The sequence below is a fragment of the Pseudomonas alloputida genome (assembly GCF_021283545.2).
In the GTDB taxonomy this organism is placed as follows: Bacteria; Pseudomonadota; Gammaproteobacteria; order Pseudomonadales; family Pseudomonadaceae; genus Aquipseudomonas; species Aquipseudomonas alloputida.
In genome coordinates this window covers 4,702,082-4,719,102 of the sequence record NZ_CP128540.1, presented here as the reverse complement: position 1 = coordinate 4,719,102, position 17,021 = coordinate 4,702,082, and the positions used below count along the sequence as shown (strand labels likewise).

Here is a 17,021-nt window from a genome sequence, read left to right as displayed (position 1 = left end):
AAAGGGATAATAGTCAGCGCGCCCTTGCTAACCGTGGTTGTGCCGATTCTACAATTTTTCTGCTGCCTTTCGAGCATGGCGAGGCTGCCAGGCGTTTGTGAGCGGTATTTTGCGCGCATGAATGCGGCTTTTCCCTTTCTTGCGCATGGGCATTGCCTATAATGTCGCCGACGTGGAACCTGACAACGATTGATAGGTTCTGGCTTTACCCGTATCAAGGATCTTTTTGCAATGGCGTTCTACCGTACACCTCACGATGTCACTGCTCTGCCAGCCTGGAAGGCGCTTCAGCAACACCGCGAAGCCATGCGAGGCTTCAGCATGTCCGAAGCCTTTGCCGCCGATGCCAAGCGCTTCGACCAGTTTTCCCTTAGCGCTTGCGGCCTGTTCCTCGACTACTCAAAAAACCTGATCACCGAGCAAAGCCGCGATCTGCTGGTCAACCTGGCCAATGAAGTGGGCCTGCAGGACGCCATCAAGTCGATGTTCAGCGGTGAGATCATCAACGCCTCCGAAGGCCGTCCGGTGCTGCACACCGCCTTGCGCCGGCCTGTAGGTGACAAACTCAGCGTCAACGGCGTGAACGTCATGCCGGAAGTGCACAAGGTGCTCAACCAGATTACCGAACTGGTTGGTCGCATTCACGATGGCCTGTGGCGCGGCTACAGCGAAAAGCCGATCACCGACGTGGTCAACATTGGCATTGGCGGTTCGTTCCTCGGCCCCGAGCTGGTTTCCGAAGCGCTGCTACCCTACGCCCAGCGCGGCGTGCGCTGCCACTACCTGGCCAATATCGACGGCAGCGAGTTCCACGAGCTGTCGGCCAACCTGCGCGCCGAAACCACCCTGTTCATCGTCTCGTCGAAGTCGTTCAACACCCTCGAGACGCTGAAAAACGCCATGGCCGCGCGGACCTGGTACCTGGCCCAAGGCGGCTCGGAAGCCGAGCTGTACCGCCACTTCATTGCCGTATCCAGCAACAAGGCCGCTGCTGTAGCGTTCGGTATCCGCGAAGAAAACATCTTCCCGATGTGGGACTGGGTGGGTGGGCGCTACTCGCTGTGGTCGGCCATCGGCCTGCCGATCGCCCTGGCCATCGGCACTGCCAACTTCAAGGAACTGCTGTCCGGTGCCTACACCATGGACCAGCACTTCCAGACCGCACCGTTCGACAAGAACATGCCGGTGCTACTGGCCCTGCTGGGCGTGTGGTATGGCAACTTCTGGGACGCAAACAGCCACGCGATCCTGCCGTACGACCACTACCTGCGCAACATCACCAAGCACCTGCAGCAGCTGGACATGGAATCCAACGGCAAGAGCGTGCTGCAAGACGGTACCCCGGTGAAGACCGACACCGGGCCGGTGATCTGGGGCGGCGTGGGCTGCAACGGCCAGCATGCCTACCACCAGTTGCTGCACCAGGGCACCCAGTTGATTCCGGCCGATTTCATCGTGCCGGTGGTGAGCTTCAACCCGGTGGCCGACCACCACCAGTGGCTGTACGCCAACTGCCTGTCGCAGAGCCAGGCGCTGATGCTGGGCAAAACCCGCGAGGAAGCTGAAGCCGAATTGCGCGCTAAAGGCCTCAACGAAGCAGACATCGAAAAGCTGGCCCCGCACAAGGTGATCCCGGGTAACCGCCCGAGCAACACATTGGTGGTCGAGCGCATCAGCCCGCGCCGGCTGGGTGCGCTGGTGGCCATGTACGAGCACAAGGTGTTCGTACAGAGCGTTATCTGGGGTATCAACGCCTTCGATCAGTGGGGCGTCGAGCTGGGCAAGGAACTGGGCAAGAGCGTTTACCAGCGCTTGGTCGGTAGCCTGGAAGACAGCGCCGAAGACGGTTCCACCCAAGGCCTGATCAATTACTTTCGTGGTAAACACCGTGGCTGACCCTGCTTGATACTGGCCCGGCGGGAGGAGCGTCCGAGCGGAGCTGGTGGTCGCCGGAAACACTAGCGCATCATGGCGGTGAATAGCAGGCCGCATTTCGACGCAGAGGTGGTACAGTCAACAGGGTAGGTAATTCGCAGATTTTGTCATCCATCCAAGTGCTAATGCTCTTGGATGGGGCTCAGTCCCAGTTGTGACTAGAGGATCTGAATGTACAATGCACTTCTGCTAATCGCTGCAATTGCCCTTACCGGATGCGCTGCGTCCTCGGAAATGAAGACGGTGAGAGGTAAGACAGGCGTTCACATCAACTGTTCAGGCCTATCTTCGTCATGGGACCGCTGTTACCAGAGAGCTGAGATCTCCTGTAGTACACGAGGATACCGCGTTGTAGCGCGGTCCGGTGATACCGAGGAGGAGGCTGGGGATTATTTGTTCGGTATTAATCCTGCCGGCTTCACTAGCCGAAGTATGATAGTCATCTGTAAGTGATGATCACATCATATTCCTAGGCGCTCGGCGATACCACAGCGCTCGGTCATTTTCGTGACCCGCTGGCTCCAAAGCATGCGCAAAGTGGGTTACACGGCTTGCCTATTTCGACTAGCTAAGGGCCCCTGCTCGTGTCCGCCTGCCGAGACCCCTCTGAGGCTGGCTGAGCAGTTAGATCCTGTGCTGTGCCGGGTGAAGGTTGGCATCCAGATCGCAAAGCTGGCGCTGACACGCGGTGCGATCTTGGTAGAAATTTCGTAACTGAGTGTCAAATGGCCAGTAAACAAAGACCTTTTGCGTAAAGCGTGATATTCACAATCCTATGTTACGGCATCACCCTATAGACAGCCAGTGAACCTCACCCTTTCTATCAAGAAAGTCAGAGGTCGACCGATGTATTAGTCGATTCCGCGACACAGGACAGGCCCACAGTTACCTTCTACCGTTGGGCTGGTTGGTGATGCTCTCGGGGATGTTCTGGGCCGGGGGAGCGCTCCCTTACCACAGACTTTTCTATATCTTGCTGGCTGCGTCAACGCTTTGGGCTTTGCTGCTGCAGCCTGGAGTGCTTTAAAGGCTGATGAGCAATCCTTCGTCATATGCGGTGCCGACTGAAGGCGCCGTCAAGAAGGTGATGATGGGCCAAATGATTAGCCGCATGAGTTTTGCTGCGCTACCTCGTTGAGGCAGGTGGAGCCAGCTTGTAAAAGCCATGGCTTGGTTATTGCCACGAGCGTTCAGGTCCATGATGCAGGCGAGGGGGCTACTCACCCTGAATGAGCCGTCGCTTTGCACATCGATCAGGGCCCGGGGGCATCATAGCTGGAGTTTCCATAGGATGCTCAGGGCGCCGCCAGGTGAGCGCTGCAATTTCTGCCGCCTACACTTTCGGAAGATGAGTGTAAGCGGCGCTTGCCCGGCGTTAGGGGCTATAACGAACGTCATATTTTAGTGAGCGATGTCCATGGGGCCTGACGAGGTGGGTCGGATAATCGCGATGTCGACATGGTAATTGGCAAACTCGGTGGATCGGGCATCCGTACGCAATGTGGCACTCAAGACGACCTCTTGCTGACGGTTGATATCGGTCAAGAAATTCTGAAATTGGTGCTCTTTCACAATGATCAGGACCACGCAGTTTGCACCTTGTGAAAGAAGGTCTTTCATTTCTGCTGCGCTGAACGCTACTGCCACATTACGCTCGTAACTCTCCACCAGATCGCGAGTCGATGGCGTGTCCATAGTCAAAGCCCCAGTGAGTCCGCGGCGATTTGCCATCTTGGACTGGGTTAGAACATGACTACACATTTGCAAAAAAAGCGACTCGTACCACTCCACAGCCTTCTCCCCGGGTCGAAAGGGCATCATACATACAGCAGATCGCGTCAGGTTGCCAGCCTTACGGGATAACTGGCGTTGTGCCGCTACGCGCAGGGGGGCTGCGGCTGGTTGAGGGCATGCTGAAGCAATATAGGGAAGGATGAGGGGCTACTTGTCTAGTTCATGATTCCTTGTTATGAGGTTACGCAGGGCGTGAATATTTAAGTGAGGCCACTCACGTAGGTAACCGATGAGGTCAAAAGGAGCGCAGCTGAGTACCAAATTTTATTTGTTCACCCTGAGCGGCATTGTACGGTTCTCTTTTGGCGCGTAAGAGGATGTATCGCTTTCTCAGATCAAGTCTGTAACCCCACGCGATAGTTTTCACGCCATACCAGCCTTAAGTCTTCTGAGGCTATTAAGGGAGATCCACTGATTAAACTGCGTGATGGCTGATAGGGCTGCCAGGCAGGTCCACTTCCGAAGGGGCGCAGCGCGAATGCGAGTGGGCAACAGCCGACATTGTCCTTGCGCGGCCGCTGGGTTTATTCACTAGAGGGAGCGTAGAGGGCGCAGTGTGGCATGCAACATTGGTGGAGTATTTGTGTTTTCCAGCAAAACCGAAAAATATCGCACTCTGCCAGGACTCACTAGCCTTCTTGGCTTGACTTGTATCCGCACCAGAGCATCCGCCCGATGAACATCCCTAACTTCAAGAAGTTGTTTATGTCTGATATTTCAGCAGACGCAGCCAGCCTTATCCATGCCATAGCCTCTGCCACTGCGGTAATCGCTGCGCTGATCGCCGCCAGTGCGATGATCATTGCCCATATGACCTCGGATGTAAAAAACCAGCAAGCCGAAGTGCCCGTTTCCCGTGGGGCGCAGGCGGTTACTATCGTCCACGAGTCGGACGTGCAGGCCAGGCTGGAGATCGAGCAACTCATTGAGCAGAACGATGCGCTCAGGGCCGAACTGGAGCGCGAGAGGGCCGAGCGGTTGAAGCTGGAGGCCAGCCTGAAGCCCAGAGCGCTGACGCCGCAGGCGCATGAGGCGTTCAAGGCATTGGCGGGCGAGCTGAAGGCTAAGACGCTGGCACCGGTGGTGTTGCTGAATATCCACAAAGATGACAAGGAAGCCGTGCGCTTTGCCAAGGAAATTGCCGTTGCGCTGACCAAGGCGGGTGTGCAGGTTCAGATCAAGCAGCTGCCCCTGCAAAAGCACAATACCGGTACCCAGGTGGTCGTTTATGCCGGGGTGGGCGGTGACGAGCTTGAGCAGGCATTCAAGACCGCTGATTTTGCCTCGGATATCAAACGCTCGGGGCAGAGCCCGCGGGTGAAGGTGGATGATGGGGATGCAATTGCCATCTCGGCGTTTATCAGTGTTTATCCGCGCAGTGAGATTTGAGCGGCGGGTGGGGGCTGTGATCTTGTAGGCATGGGATGGATGGCACCGGCGGTGCCGGTGTTCGCGGGCGCGCCCGCTCCCACAGTGTGGGGTGCTTGGCCAATGCAGTGGTTTGCCCTCGCCACGTCTGGCCTGATGAAGCCCATTTCTTCTGACTGCAAGCGAGGCATAGCCTCGCCTGGTCTCGCGTCATTCCCTTCAGTGGTGCCTGTTTTTCGCAATCTCGATGTCGTTCATCAGGGCTTTTGCGGTGGCCAGCAGGTAATCCGCTGCGCCCAGCATCTTGTGGTCGTCTTCCATGTCACCTTCGCGTACCAGGTGCTTGCAGTAGCCCAGCAGGACGGAGACGTGTTCATAGGCGTCATCGACGGGGATGCCGGGTTGGACGCGGAGCAGGTCCAGGGTGGGGTTGCCGGCTTCGAGGAAGGTTTCGATGCCTGCGGTGAGGAGGGGGGATTGGTTGTTGTTTTTCATGGTAGTTGCTCCTGATAGGTGGAACTGCCACGCAGATCTTTCTCACGGACCAGGGCGGCAGTCGTACACGGGGTGAGAAACCGAGGGAGCTACAAAGCTCGGCCAGACCGAAGTCTGCCCGCGTACGACTGCCATGACAGGCAAGTCAGGTAGCTCGCATCAGGTTCTCACACCCGGTCACCAACATGGCGACCCTGTGACGTTATCCCTGAGGCATTTCCCCGACAATTCAGCTGCTTCTGACTGGCGCGTAGGATAGTTCGCTTGGTTGTCCGAGTTGAAGAGGTGGGGCGGGGTTTCAGGAAAGTCTGACGTGCGGAATGTGCATTCCAAGGCAAATCTCTTCGTCGTGATTGTTGACTGTTGTTGGGGGGGCACGCGGAAGGGGGGCTGCTGGCCAGTTTTTACTGGGGGGCGGCGGGGCTGCGGATATCGTATTCGCGGGTGAACCCGCACCTACATTGAGCGGTGGGGGGGGGGCCAGGTGGCCAGGGCTTTGCGTATGCGCGCGCAGGCTTTGCCATCGCCATAGGGGTTATGGGCGAAGCTCATTTCGCGATACGCCGCCTCATCGGTCAGCAAGGTACTCAACGCCCGCACAATCGATGCTACTTCGGTGCCCACCAGCTTGACCGTACCTGCCGCCACGGCTTCTGGGCGCTCGGTAGTGTCGCGCATCACCAGCACCGGTTTGCCCAGGGCCGGCGCTTCCTCCTGAATGCCACCCGAGTCGGTCAGAATCACATAGGCCCGGGTCATGAGGTAAACGAACGGCAGGTAATCCAGCGGTTCGACAAGGTGGATGTTGCTCACATCCCCCAACAGCCGGTTGACCGGCTCGCGCACGTTGGGGTTGAGGTGGACCGGGTACACCACGTCCAACTCGGGGAATTGCCGTGCAATCTGCACCAGGGCCTGGCAGATGCGCTCGAAGCCGCCACCAAAGTTCTCGCGCCGGTGGCCGGTGACCAGCAACAGCCGGCGCTCGGCTGCCAGGTAGCTGAAGTGGCTGGCGAAACGGGCCTTCAGCGCGGGGCTTTGCAGCTTTTGCTCCACCTCCAGCAAGGCGTCGATCACGGTGTTACCGGTGGTGAAGATGTGCGCCGGATCGGTGCCTTCGCGCAACAGGTTGTCGCGCGAGGTGGCAGTGGGCGCGAAGTGCAGCGCGGCAAGGGCCCCGGTCAGGCGCCGGTTGCCTTCTTCGGGCCAGGGTGAATACAGGTTGTTGGTGCGCAGGCCGGCTTCTACATGGGCAATGGGGATTTGCTGGTAGTAAGCCGCCAGGCTGGTGGCAAAGGTGGTGGCAGTGTCGCCGTGCACCAGCACCACGTCGGACTTGAACGCAGCCAGCACCGGTCGGATGCCTTGCAAGATGGCGGTGGTCACACCGGTCAGGTCCTGGCCGGCTTTCATGATGTTCAAGTCGTATTCGGGGCTGATGCCGAACAGCTCCAGTACCTGATCGAGCATTTGCCGGTGCTGGCCGGTGACGCACACGCGGGCTTCGAAGCGGCTGTCCTGCGCCAGTTGCAGGGCTAGCGGGGCCATCTTGATGGCTTCTGGGCGGGTACCGAAAACAGTCAGGATCTTGAGGGGCACGGCAGTGATCCTCTTGCTCGGGTCCTTGAAGCAGGCCGGTTTCCATTGCTCAAAAATCTAGCAGGCGGGCAATGGCGTGCCAGTTTGTCGGGGGGAGGCTTACCGACTGGGGGAGGGCGGTTTACCGGGCGGGCCTTGTTCGGCGGGCGTTGTAGGAGAATGGCCGGGCAGTGGTGGGCAGTGGGTATCGGACAAACGGGGATTTGGCTACAGGCACAAGGCCAGGGCCTTGTGCGTTCAGGGCCGGGCCGAGCGGGGCGGAAACGGCCACGGTTTGTGGGTGGGTGAAGTTGAGCGTTTTGCTGACCGATTCGGTAACCATTCGCCGGGGTAGTTGGGTATTGTGCGGCCAGGTTACCCGCTAGGGTTGGTTGCGCAGCCGAAGGAAAGCGGTTGCTGGAAAATGACCAACCCAAGGAGTGTTGACCATGCGCAATAACGTTCTGTCGTACCTGCTGCTGCCGCTGTTCGCCAGTCTGTCGTTCTCCCTGAGCGCCGCCCCGGCCAGCACCATGGCTGTGCCCGAACCGGTGCCGGTGGTGGCCCAGGCCCAGCAGGCGCCAAGGCTGGACTTGAACACGGCGGATGCACTCACCCTGCAAAAGGAGCTGAACGGCATTGGCAAGGCCAAGGCGGAGGCTATCGTGGCCTACCGCGAGGCCAATGGGCCGTTTGCTTCAGTGGATGAGCTGCTGGAGATAAAGGGGATAGGCAATGCGTTGCTGGAGCGCAACCGGGACAAGGTGATGGTGGAGTAAGCGGGCAGGGGCCGGGGTGATGCCCTGGCCCGGCCTTTAGCGGTCCTGCGCGTCCTTGGCATCCGCTTCGGCATTACGCTCATGTACCTTGCGCAGTTGTTCTTCGGTCAGCGGCAGTTTCTTGGCCGTGTCGCGCAGCAGCATCAACCCGCCGACAATCGAGCCGAGGGCTATGATGAGTATCAGCCAGGCATACCAGGGCATTGTCGTTCTCCTTAGATCGGGCCGTCGGCAACGGTTACGTGAATTTTGAGCAATTGCCCGTTCCGTTGGTTCAATTATAGGTGCCAGGCCTTGTTGGGCCAATTCCGTGACCTGCGGGCCCCAAAGCCTGCGCCACTTCGTTTACAATGCGCGCCGTTTTCGACTTGCCAAGAGACCCTGCCCATGTCCGCCTGCCAGACGCCCCTGATCGTCGCCCTGGATTTCCCTACCCGTGAGGCCGCCCTGAAGCTGGCTGACCAGCTTGACCCTGCGCTGTGCCGGGTGAAGGTTGGCAAGGAGCTGTTCACCAGCAGCGCTTCGGGCATTGTCGAAACCCTGTGTGACAAGGGCTTCGAAGTGTTCCTGGACCTCAAGTTCCACGACATTCCCAACACCACCGCCATGGCGGTAAAGGCTGCCGCCGAGATGGGCGTGTGGATGGTCAACGTGCATTGCTCCGGGGGCCTGCGCATGATGGCGGCCTGCCGTGAAGAGCTGGCCAAGCGCAGCGGCCCGCAGCCGTTGCTGATTGGCGTGACCGTGCTGACCAGCATGGAGCGTGAAGACCTGGCCGGCATTGGCCTGGATGTCGACCCCCAAGAGCAAGTGCTGCGTTTGGCGGCGCTGGCGGAAAAAGCGGGTATGGACGGTTTGGTGTGCTCGGCGCTCGAGGCCCCGGCACTGAAGGCGGCGCACCCCTCGCTGCAATTGGTGACCCCGGGCATTCGCCCGGCGGGCAGCGCGCAGGATGACCAGCGCCGTATCCTCACCCCACGCCAGGCACTGGATGCCGGTTCGGACTACCTGGTAATCGGCCGGCCGATCAGCCAGGCTGCAGACCCTGCGCAAGCGTTGGCAGCGGTGGTGGCGGAGATCCGTGGGTAATTAACCTGCGGCTGTCCAGCAAGGGCCTGTGCCGAACCACCGATGCCTGTGTCGAACCCCTGATGTGGCTGCACCCCGATCCATTTGTAGGAGCGGGTTTACCCGCGAATACGGTAGCGGCGGCAACGGTGGACGGCCGGTGGTAATTGGCCGGCAGGCCCGGCCCTTTCGCGGGTGAACCCGATTACAAGGGCCTGTGCCGGGCCATCGGTGCCGTGCAGGGGCGTTTAAACCTTCAACACCAACTTGCCAAAATTCTCCCCGCTGAACAGCTTCAACAAGGTCTCCGGGAAGGTTTCCAGCCCTTCCACCACATCCTCTTTGCTCTTCACCTGACCATTGGCCAACCAGCCGGCAATTTCCTGCGCGGCCTTGCCGTAGTCCTTGGTGTAATCCATCACCACAAAACCTTCCATGCGCGCGCGGTTCACCAGCAGCGACAGGTAGTTGGCCGGGCCTTTCACCGCTTCTTTGTTGTTGTACTGGCTGATCGCGCCGCAAATCACAATGCGTGCCTTGAAGTTGATGCGCGTCAGCACGGCATCGAGGATATCGCCGCCCACGTTGTCGAAGTACACGTCCACGCCTTTGGGGCATTCGCGCTTCAGGCCGGCCAGCACGTCTTCGGCCTTGTAGTCGATCACGCCGTCAAAGCCCAGCTCGTCCTTCAGGTACTGGCACTTCTCGGCACCGCCGGCAATGCCGACCACGCGGCAGCCTTTGATCTTGGCAATCTGCCCGACAATGCTGCCCACCGCACCGGCCGCGCCGGAAATGACCACGGTGTCGCCAGCTTTGGGTTGGCCAACCTCCAGCAGGGCGAAGTAGGCGGTCATGCCGGTCATGCCCAAGGCTGACAGGTAACGGGGCAGGGGGGCCAGCTTGGGGTCGATCTTGTGCAGGCCCTGGGGCTCGCCGGTGAAGTAGTCCTGCACACCGAGGGCGCCGCTCACATGGTCGCCGGGCTGGTAGCCGGGGTGATTGGAGGCAACCACTTCACCTACACCCAGCGCACGCATTACCTGGCCCAGGGCCACGGGCGGGATGTAGGACTTGCCTTCGTTCATCCAGCCGCGCATGGCCGGGTCCAGCGACAGGTACAGGTTGCGCACCAGTACCTGGCCTTCGCCGGGTTGTTCGGCGGGTACGGTCTCGAAGCTGAAGTCGTCACGGCGCACGGCGCCGACCGGGCGTTTGGCAAGCAGGAAGCGGCGGTTGGTCTGGGTCATGGCGGGTCCTTGTGGGCGGTGGAGGGCGTAAGGCGTTCAATCTACCTTGTTGATGAAGGCGGTTCCTTAAAATCACTGACAAGCATGGTAGCCCAACCGTTGCTGTGATGATGCTGCCCGGCCGAGTGGTGGCTGACTATGCTCTGAACCCCACCCAATCCCTCACAGGAGCACGCGATGAGCATGACCTTTTCTGGCCAGGTAGCCCTGGTGACCGGCGCGGGTGCCGGCATCGGCCGGGCAACCGCCCTGGCGTTCGCCCACGAGGGCATGAAAGTGGTGGTGGCGGACCTCGACCCGGTCGGCGGCGAGGCCACCGTGGCGCAGATCCACGCGGCAGGCGGCGAAGCGCTGTTCATTGCCTGCGACGTGACCCGCGACGCCGAGGTGCGCCAGTTGCATGAGCGCCTGATGGCCGCCTACGGCCGGCTGGACTACGCCTTCAACAACGCCGGGATCGAGATCGAGCAACACCGCCTGGCCGAAGGCAGCGAAGCGGAGTTCGATGCCATCATGGGCGTGAACGTGAAGGGCGTGTGGTTGTGCATGAAGTATCAGTTGCCCTTGTTGCTGGCCCAAGGCGGTGGGGCCATCGTCAATACCGCGTCGGTGGCGGGGCTAGGGGCGGCGCCAAAGATGAGCATCTACAGCGCCAGCAAGCATGCGGTCATCGGTCTGACCAAGTCGGCGGCCATCGAGTACGCCAAGAAGGGCATCCGCGTGAACGCCGTGTGCCCGGCCGTGATCGACACCGACATGTTCCGCCGCGCTTACCAGGCCGACCCGCGCAAGGCCGAGTTCGCCGCAGCCATGCACCCGGTAGGGCGCATTGGCAAGGTCGAGGAAATCGCCAGCGCCGTGCTGTATCTGTGCAGTGACGGCGCGGCGTTTACCACCGGGCATTGCCTGACGGTGGATGGTGGGGCTACGGCGATCTGAGTGGATGCCGTGCGGGCTGCTTCGTGGGCAAGCCCGCCCCTGACAAATGCGATCACCAGGCCAAAGCCTACCATGTCGCGCATGGACAGGAGGGGCGTGCCCAGGCCGTTCTGAGCAAGCCGGGCAGCCAGCCGGCCACCTGGCTAAAAGCTGACGCCTATTTTCAGGCCGTACTCGTCACGGGTTTGTTCGTCCGAGTCGGTCATCAGGAACTGCCCGTCCAGTTCATAGTTGTAGCGGCTGAAGTAAAGCGAAGCGTATACCGGCACAGTACCGTGTTGGTTGAACAGCACGCTAAGTTCGGCAAAGGGGTTGGTGGTATCTTTCAAATCAAGCTCTTCGTTGCTGACGCCATGTATTTTCAATTGCGAATCGCCATTGATAACCTGGCGTATGCCCGCTTCGAAACGCAAGGTGGCATTATTGAAGCGGTAATTGTACCCCGCCGCCAGTTTGGCGAACGGCGTGCGGTTGGTAAGGTCGACATCATGGCGGCTGGTATTGGGTTCCAACCGGTTCCATTTGTAACCGGCGCCCAGCAGCAGGTCGACTGAATGCCGTTCGGCCAGTGCCAAGCGCCAGCCCAGGTCCAGGTCGGCCTGGCCGTCCTTGAGCTTCTGGTCATGCTGTTTCGAGTACATGCCGCTGGCTTCGGCCTGGTAAACAAGGCCTTGCCTGGCCGTCATCTTGTTGCCGTAGTTAATGAATAAGCCACCTTCGGGCATATCTTCGGTTTCATTGTTACGGCCGTTGATTTCCAGTTGGGTGTAGCTCCCTTGTAGGCCAAGGGTGAACAACGGGGCGGTGGAAGTTTCGGCATAGCCAACGGTTGGCACAGTAAACAGCAGCAACGGGGTGACCACAGCAGTAAACATGGCTGTTTTCATTGCAAACTCCAGGGTGCACTGCAGGTCCGGAGAACGGGCCAGTTACCGATCACGATAGCGACGTTTTTATTGTGTGCAGGGGTGTTTAAAAAAATCTCAATACCCCACTTTTGGCGCAAATTTAATGGCGTCAATAGTGTTCGATAAAGTGTGGATTGGAATAAATGAATGTTTTACTTGCGTCGATTTAATATGGGCAGGTGCCGTCGCAGGTTGAGGGACGGGCTATCATTGATGGCCTAGTGATATCTTTTACAGCTGGCACTGAAAGCGACCCTTTTGCAGCCAAAAACGACAAGACATAGCTATTTGACACTATTCTGACGCCAGGCCCTTGTTCATTGGCAGATAACGTTGCCACCCTTAGTCTTCGGGATAACCTCACTGGCTGAAAGGGGATCGGTGATGGGCACGAGCAAGCACGGTGTGCTGGCCAACCTGGGCATGGCCCGCAAACTTGGCCTGGGCTTTGCCTTGGTGCTGCTGCTGACGCTGGCGGTCGCGGCCATCGGCGTCGTGGCGTTGCAAAGCGTTGGCCAGCGCTTCGACAGCTTGCGTCAGCTGGCCCAGTTCAATACCGACTTACTGCGCTTGCGCGAGCATGAGCAGGCGTTTGCCCTGCGCTCCGACATGCAGCAGGCCGACGCTTTGCGTGGCGGCCTGCAGGGTTTGGTCGAACGCGCCCGAGGCCTGCCGGCGCTGGCAGCGGCACAAACCGATCTCGCCGCCTATGGCCAGGCATTCGAAGCCTTTGTCGAGGCCGTGCAAGCCAAGGAGCTGGCGCTGGACATGGCCAGCTGGTCGGTGTCCAACGTGTCCAACAACCTTGATGTGCTGCAGGCCGGCCTGGCCGATGACGGCGTGTACACCCTCAAGCAGTCCCAGGGCCAGCAGGGTGGCGAGTTTCTTGAGCAAGCCGCGCAGGTGGCCCAGGTGTCGCGGCTGATGCTGCAGGCCATGGACGAAGCACGGGTACGCCTGGAAAAAAGCCGCAAGGGCGAGGAGGGTGTGAGCCAGGAGCGTATTGCCCAGACGGTGGAGGCCGCTGGCCTGGTCAGCCAGTTGCAAGGCGCGGTTGGCGATGCCGGTTACCAGAGTGTGTTGGGCGAAGTGGCGGGGCACATTGGCAGTTTTTCGGAAAAACTCAACGAATACACCGACCAGCTGGCCCGCGAGCAGGGGCTGAAGGCGCAGTTGCAAGCCAGCGCCGAGCGGGTTACCGGGCGTGTCGACCAAGCCTATCTTGGGCAGGAGCAGGCCCTGCAAGGCGAGCTGCAGCGCAATGCCATCGCCATCGGCCTGGCCACGGCGCTGGCGTTGCTTGTCGGCGTGTTGGCGGCCTGGCTGATTACCCGCGCTGTGGTCGGCCCGTTGAAGCATGTGATCGCCCGCGCCCAGCGCATTGCGGCGGGTGAACTGGGCTTCGACGCCCAGGCGCCGCGCCGGGATGAGGTGGGGCAACTGATGCAGGCCATGCAGCAGATGGCGGCGGGGCTCTCGGGCATTGTCAGCGGCTTGCAGCAGGGTATCGAACAATTGGCCGGCAGCGCCCAGGCGTTGTCGACGGTGACCGAGCAGACCAACCGTGAGGTGGGCAGCCAGAAGGAGGAAACCGAACAGGTGGCGACCGCCATGCAGCAGATGACTGCCACCGTGCACGATGTGGCGCGCAATGCCGAGGAGGCGGCGCAGGCAGCCCAGGCCGCGGACGAGAAGGTCGACACCGGCCAGCAGGTGGTGCGCCAGAGCATGCAGCGCATCGAGCAACTGGCGTCGGCGGCAGAAGCTGCCAGCGCCGGCATCGACAGCCTCAGTGCCGAAATCCACACCATTGGTGACGTGCTGGAAGTGATCAAGAGCGTGGCCGAGCAAACCAACCTGCTGGCGCTGAATGCCGCCATCGAGGCTGCCCGCGCCGGCGAGCAGGGGCGCGGCTTTGCCGTGGTGGCCGATGAAGTGCGCGCGCTGGCGCGGCGTACCCGGCAATCCACCGAGCAGATCGAAACCTTGGTGGCCAGCCTGCGCGGCAATGCCCAGCAGTCGGTGGCGCAGATCCGCGGCAGTACCGAGCTGGTACGGCTGGCCGTGGCCGATGCACTGCAGACCGAAAGTGCGCTGGGCAGCATTGCCGCAGCGGTGTCATTGATTCAGCAGATGAACCAGCAGATTGCCGCAGCCGCCGAGCAGCAGAGTTCGGTGGCGGAAGAGATCAGCCGCAGTGTCACGCAGATTCGCGGCAGTGCGGATCAGGCGGCATTGGCGATGCAGGACAATGCCCGGTCCAGTGTCGAGCTGGCGCAGCTGGGCACCGATTTGAAGGGCATGGTGGGGCATTTCAGGTTGTAATCTCGTTGCCTGTGCCGGCCCATTCGCGGATTTTGTGATTTCCCGTCGTAGGAGCGGGTTTACCCGCGAATAGGCCACCCCAGGCAACAACAACCCTCACCCCCTACGCGGGTTGAGAATCACCAAAGCCAACACCCCCGCCACAATCCCCCAGAACGCCGAACCAATCGAAAACAAGGTCAGCCCCGAAGCGGTCACCATAAAGGTGATCACCGCTGCCTCCCGCTCACGCGCCTCGCTCATGGCCACGGTCAAACCGTTCATGATCGAACCAAACAGCGCCAGTGCCGCAATCGACAGCACCAGTTCTTTCGGCAATGCCGCGAACAGTGCCGCCAAGGTGGCCCCGAACACCCCGGCAATGCCGTAGAAAATCCCGCACCACACCGCCGCGGTGTAGCGTTTGGCCGGGTCTTCATGGGCATGCGGCCCGGTGCAGATCGCCGCGCTGATCGCCGCCAGGTTGACCCCATGCGAGCCGAACGGCGCCAGCAGCAGCGAGGCAAAGCCGGTGGCCGAAATCAGCGGCGAGGCCGGTACCTGGTAGCCGTCGGCACGCAGGACGGCCACGCCGGGCATGTTCTGCGAGGTCATGGCCACCACGAACAGCGGAATGCCGATGCTGATGGTTGCCGCCAGCGAGAAGCTTGGGGTGGTCCACACCGGCTTGGCCACTTCCAGGTGGAAGCCGCTAAAGTCCAGCAGGCCCAACGCGCCGGACAATGCCGTGCCCACCAGCAGCGCGGCCAGCACGCAATAGCGCGGCGACAGGCGCTTGACCAGCAGATAGCTGAAGAACATGCCCAGCACCAGCAGCGTGCGGTGCTGCGCGGCCACGAAGATTTCGCTGCCGATCTTGAACAGGATGCCCGCCAGCAGCGCCGAGGCCAGCGAGGCCGGGATGCGTTTGACCAGGCGCTCGAAGCTGCCGGTCAGGCCGCACACCAGCACCAGCAAGGCGCAGGTGATGTAGGCGCCAATGGCTTCGCCATAGCTGACCCCACCCAGGCTGGTGATCAGCAGCGCCGCGCCGGGGGTGGACCAGGCGACGGTGATCGGTGTGCGGTAGCGTAGCGACAGGCCGATGCTGCATACCGCCATGCCGATCGACAGCGCCCAGATCCAGGATGAGATCTGCGCGGTGGTCTGCCCGGCCGCCTGGCCGGCCTGGAACATCAGCACCAGCGAACTGGTATAGCCGGTGAGCATGGCAATGAAGCCGGCGACCACCGCCGAGGGGGAGGTGTCTGCCAGGGGCCGCAGGCGTGCGGAAGTGGCATCGGTCATGAACAAAGTCCTTGTAAAGGTGTAAGCAGTTTTTTCAGACTACAGCGAGCAAGGTTGATCCTTGCCATACAGCGGCCATTGCTTTTAGCCGTACAGTCGCCAAATATTGGGCGCAATTGCGAAACTGCTTTGCAGGGAGGGTCGATGTACAAGGTTTATGGCGACTACCAGTCGGGTAACTGTTACAAGGTCAAGCTCATGTTGAGCCTGCTGGGCCGGCCCTATGAATGGCACCCGGTGGACATTCTCAAGGGTGAGACCGAAACGCCCGAGTTTCTGGCGATGAACCCTAACGGCAAGGTACCGGTGCTGGAACTGGAAGACGGTAGCTACCTGTGGGAGTCCAACGCCATTCTCAACTACCTGGCCGATGGCAGCGAGTTCCTGCCCAGCGAACCGCGCCTGCGTACCCAGGTGCTGCAGTGGCAGTTTTTCGAGCAGTACAGCCATGAGCCGTACATCGCCGTGGCGCGGTTCATCCAGTTCTACCTGGGGCTGCCGGACGAGCGCCTGGACGAGTACCGCAAGTTGCACAAGGGCGGCTACAAGGCGCTGAAGGTGATGGAGCGACAGTTGCAGATGACGCCTTACCTGGTGGGTGAGCAGTACTCGATTGCCGATGTGGCGCTGTATGCCTACACCCATGTGGCGCAGCAGGGCGGGTTCGACCTGGCAGACTACCCGGCGGTAAGGGCCTGGCTGGAGCGGGTCAGCAGCCACCCGCGGCATGTGCCGATGGTGGGCTGAAAACCGACCTGTTTTCCAGGCGCTTGCGCAATCCTTGTGGGAGCGGGCGTGCCCGCGAACACGGGCGCAGCCCGTGCCAACCACCGCGGTGCCTGCTTCGCGGGCTCGCCCGCTCCCACAAGGGATCTGCAGCGTCAGTCAGATGGCGGCAAACCGCTCATCCAGGTAAGCGATGATTGCCTTGGACTCATACATCCAGGTCACCTTGCCGGCTTCTTCAATGCGCAGGCATGGCACTTTCACCCGGCCGCCACCTTCCTGCAGAGCCTGGCGGTGCACCGGGTCGTTCTTGGCGTCGCGCAGCGCCACCGGCACGTTCAAGCGGTGCAGTGTGCGGCGGGTTTTGACACAGAACGGGCAGGCGTGGAACTGGTACAGCGCCAGCCCCTTGGCCGCTTGCTCGATGCGGGCCTGGGCGGCGGCGTCGCGTTTGCGCTTGGCCGGGCGGCTGATCCAGTCACCGAAGACGATGAGCTGGCCGAGGCCAACCCGCAGGGCTTTGACGATCATGGGCAACTCCTGAAATGCAAAAGCCGACCCTGAAGGGT

The 17,021-nt window shown here is 60.6% G+C and carries 16 protein-coding genes and 1 pseudogene; 9 read left to right on the top strand and 8 right to left on the bottom strand.

What is annotated here, in order from left to right:
- Nucleotides 1-231: 231 nt before the first annotated feature.
- Both pgi and LU682_RS21830 read left to right on the top strand, forming a co-directional pair.
- Nucleotides 232-1,896 carry a glucose-6-phosphate isomerase gene (gene pgi / locus LU682_RS21835; protein ID WP_010952844.1) on the top strand — a complete coding sequence of 555 codons (1,665 nt, stop codon included), beginning with the start codon at nucleotides 232-234 and terminating at the stop codon, nucleotides 1,894-1,896.
- 210 nt (nucleotides 1,897-2,106) lie between these two features.
- Nucleotides 2,107-2,388: a hypothetical protein gene (locus LU682_RS21830; protein ID WP_079732503.1), complete on the top strand. Its 282-nt coding sequence runs from the start codon at nucleotides 2,107-2,109 to the stop codon at nucleotides 2,386-2,388.
- Nucleotides 2,389-3,336: 948 nt separating this feature from the next.
- Here the strand turns inward: LU682_RS21830 and LU682_RS21825 are convergent.
- On the bottom strand, nucleotides 3,337-3,630 hold the full coding sequence (locus tag LU682_RS21825; RefSeq protein WP_232014089.1) for a hypothetical protein: 294 nt from the start codon (nucleotides 3,628-3,630) through the stop codon (nucleotides 3,337-3,339).
- Nucleotides 3,631-4,434: 804 nt separating this feature from the next.
- Here LU682_RS21825 and LU682_RS21820 point away from each other — a divergent pair.
- Nucleotides 4,435-5,118 carry a hypothetical protein gene (locus LU682_RS21820; RefSeq protein ID WP_049587306.1) on the top strand — a complete coding sequence of 228 codons (684 nt, stop codon included), beginning with the start codon at nucleotides 4,435-4,437 and terminating at the stop codon, nucleotides 5,116-5,118.
- A gap of 198 nt (nucleotides 5,119-5,316) precedes the next feature.
- Here the strand turns inward: LU682_RS21820 and LU682_RS21815 are convergent, their stop codons facing one another.
- Nucleotides 5,317-5,592 (bottom strand): DUF3077 domain-containing protein, encoded by a 276-nt coding sequence (locus LU682_RS21815; protein WP_020193848.1) that lies wholly within the window; start codon nucleotides 5,590-5,592, stop codon nucleotides 5,317-5,319.
- A gap of 456 nt (nucleotides 5,593-6,048) precedes the next feature.
- Nucleotides 6,049-7,191: a non-hydrolyzing UDP-N-acetylglucosamine 2-epimerase gene (gene wecB / locus LU682_RS21810; protein WP_289176165.1), complete on the bottom strand. Its 1,143-nt coding sequence runs from the start codon at nucleotides 7,189-7,191 to the stop codon at nucleotides 6,049-6,051.
- Between the two features lie 428 nt (nucleotides 7,192-7,619).
- Between wecB and LU682_RS21805 the strand changes: the two genes are divergently transcribed.
- The gene (locus LU682_RS21805) at nucleotides 7,620-7,949 is read left to right on the top strand and encodes a ComEA family DNA-binding protein (RefSeq protein ID WP_049587282.1); all 330 of its coding nucleotides are present in this window, start codon (nucleotides 7,620-7,622) and stop codon (nucleotides 7,947-7,949) included.
- A 36-nt stretch (nucleotides 7,950-7,985) separates the two neighbouring features.
- On the opposite strand, the gene LU682_RS21800 is transcribed toward LU682_RS21805, so the two are convergent.
- Entirely contained in the window at nucleotides 7,986-8,153 is a 168-nt protein-coding gene (locus LU682_RS21800; protein WP_010952850.1) for a DUF2897 family protein, read from the bottom strand.
- A 183-nt stretch (nucleotides 8,154-8,336) separates the two neighbouring features.
- Here LU682_RS21800 and pyrF point away from each other — a divergent pair, with 183 nt between their 5' ends.
- Entirely contained in the window at nucleotides 8,337-9,038 is a 702-nt protein-coding gene (pyrF, locus tag LU682_RS21795) for an orotidine-5'-phosphate decarboxylase (RefSeq protein WP_010952851.1), read from the top strand.
- Between the two features lie 227 nt (nucleotides 9,039-9,265).
- Here the strand turns inward: pyrF and LU682_RS21790 are convergent, their stop codons facing one another.
- On the bottom strand, nucleotides 9,266-10,267 hold the full coding sequence (locus LU682_RS21790; RefSeq protein WP_010952852.1) for an NADP-dependent oxidoreductase: 1,002 nt from the start codon (nucleotides 10,265-10,267) through the stop codon (nucleotides 9,266-9,268).
- Nucleotides 10,268-10,444: 177 nt separating this feature from the next.
- On the opposite strand from LU682_RS21790, the gene LU682_RS21785 reads away from it, so the two are divergent.
- A complete protein-coding gene (locus tag LU682_RS21785) occupies nucleotides 10,445-11,206 on the top strand; it encodes an SDR family oxidoreductase (RefSeq protein WP_003252780.1) in 762 nt (253 codons plus the stop codon).
- 143 nt (nucleotides 11,207-11,349) lie between these two features.
- Here the strand turns inward: LU682_RS21785 and LU682_RS21780 are convergent, their stop codons facing one another.
- The gene (locus LU682_RS21780; protein ID WP_010952853.1) at nucleotides 11,350-12,093 is read right to left on the bottom strand and encodes an outer membrane beta-barrel protein; all 744 of its coding nucleotides are present in this window, start codon (nucleotides 12,091-12,093) and stop codon (nucleotides 11,350-11,352) included.
- 405 nt (nucleotides 12,094-12,498) lie between these two features.
- Here LU682_RS21780 and LU682_RS30075 point away from each other — a divergent pair.
- Nucleotides 12,499-13,530: pseudogene (locus LU682_RS30075) on the top strand (methyl-accepting chemotaxis protein); the annotation flags it as partial.
- A gap of 27 nt (nucleotides 13,531-13,557) precedes the next feature.
- Nucleotides 13,558-14,439: a methyl-accepting chemotaxis protein gene (locus LU682_RS30070; RefSeq protein WP_371264248.1), complete on the top strand. Its 882-nt coding sequence runs from the start codon at nucleotides 13,558-13,560 to the stop codon at nucleotides 14,437-14,439.
- 96 nt (nucleotides 14,440-14,535) lie between these two features.
- Here the strand turns inward: LU682_RS30070 and LU682_RS21770 are convergent, their stop codons facing one another.
- Entirely contained in the window at nucleotides 14,536-15,726 is a 1,191-nt protein-coding gene (locus tag LU682_RS21770; protein ID WP_232885762.1) for a benzoate/H(+) symporter BenE family transporter, read from the bottom strand.
- A 144-nt stretch (nucleotides 15,727-15,870) separates the two neighbouring features.
- On the opposite strand from LU682_RS21770, the gene LU682_RS21765 reads away from it, so the two are divergent.
- Nucleotides 15,871-16,473, top strand: coding sequence for a glutathione S-transferase family protein (locus LU682_RS21765; protein WP_010952856.1), 603 nt, complete (start codon nucleotides 15,871-15,873; stop codon nucleotides 16,471-16,473).
- A gap of 138 nt (nucleotides 16,474-16,611) precedes the next feature.
- On the opposite strand, the gene LU682_RS21760 is transcribed toward LU682_RS21765, so the two are convergent.
- Nucleotides 16,612-16,983 carry a glutaredoxin family protein gene (locus LU682_RS21760; protein WP_010952857.1) on the bottom strand — a complete coding sequence of 124 codons (372 nt, stop codon included), beginning with the start codon at nucleotides 16,981-16,983 and terminating at the stop codon, nucleotides 16,612-16,614.
- Nucleotides 16,984-17,021 lie beyond the last annotated feature (38 nt).

Coding starts and splice junctions, on each gene's coding strand:
- pgi (WP_010952844.1), top strand. CDS start 232: ATGGCGTTCTACCGTACACCTCACGATGTCACTGCTCTGCCAGCCTGG.
- LU682_RS21830 (WP_079732503.1), top strand. CDS start 2,107: ATGTACAATGCACTTCTGCTAATCGCTGCAATTGCCCTTACCGGATGC.
- LU682_RS21825 (WP_232014089.1), bottom strand. CDS start 3,630: ATGGACACGCCATCGACTCGCGATCTGGTGGAGAGTTACGAGCGTAAT.
- LU682_RS21820 (WP_049587306.1), top strand. CDS start 4,435: ATGTCTGATATTTCAGCAGACGCAGCCAGCCTTATCCATGCCATAGCC.
- LU682_RS21815 (WP_020193848.1), bottom strand. CDS start 5,592: ATGAAAAACAACAACCAATCCCCCCTCCTCACCGCAGGCATCGAAACC.
- LU682_RS21805 (WP_049587282.1), top strand. CDS start 7,620: ATGCGCAATAACGTTCTGTCGTACCTGCTGCTGCCGCTGTTCGCCAGT.
- LU682_RS21800 (WP_010952850.1), bottom strand. CDS start 8,153: ATGCCCTGGTATGCCTGGCTGATACTCATCATAGCCCTCGGCTCGATT.
- pyrF (WP_010952851.1), top strand. CDS start 8,337: ATGTCCGCCTGCCAGACGCCCCTGATCGTCGCCCTGGATTTCCCTACC.
- LU682_RS21790 (WP_010952852.1), bottom strand. CDS start 10,267: ATGACCCAGACCAACCGCCGCTTCCTGCTTGCCAAACGCCCGGTCGGC.
- LU682_RS21785 (WP_003252780.1), top strand. CDS start 10,445: ATGAGCATGACCTTTTCTGGCCAGGTAGCCCTGGTGACCGGCGCGGGT.
- LU682_RS21780 (WP_010952853.1), bottom strand. CDS start 12,093: ATGAAAACAGCCATGTTTACTGCTGTGGTCACCCCGTTGCTGCTGTTT.
- LU682_RS30070 (WP_371264248.1), top strand. CDS start 13,558: ATGCAGGCCATGCAGCAGATGGCGGCGGGGCTCTCGGGCATTGTCAGC.
- LU682_RS21770 (WP_232885762.1), bottom strand. CDS start 15,726: ATGACCGATGCCACTTCCGCACGCCTGCGGCCCCTGGCAGACACCTCC.
- LU682_RS21765 (WP_010952856.1), top strand. CDS start 15,871: ATGTACAAGGTTTATGGCGACTACCAGTCGGGTAACTGTTACAAGGTC.
- LU682_RS21760 (WP_010952857.1), bottom strand. CDS start 16,983: ATGATCGTCAAAGCCCTGCGGGTTGGCCTCGGCCAGCTCATCGTCTTC.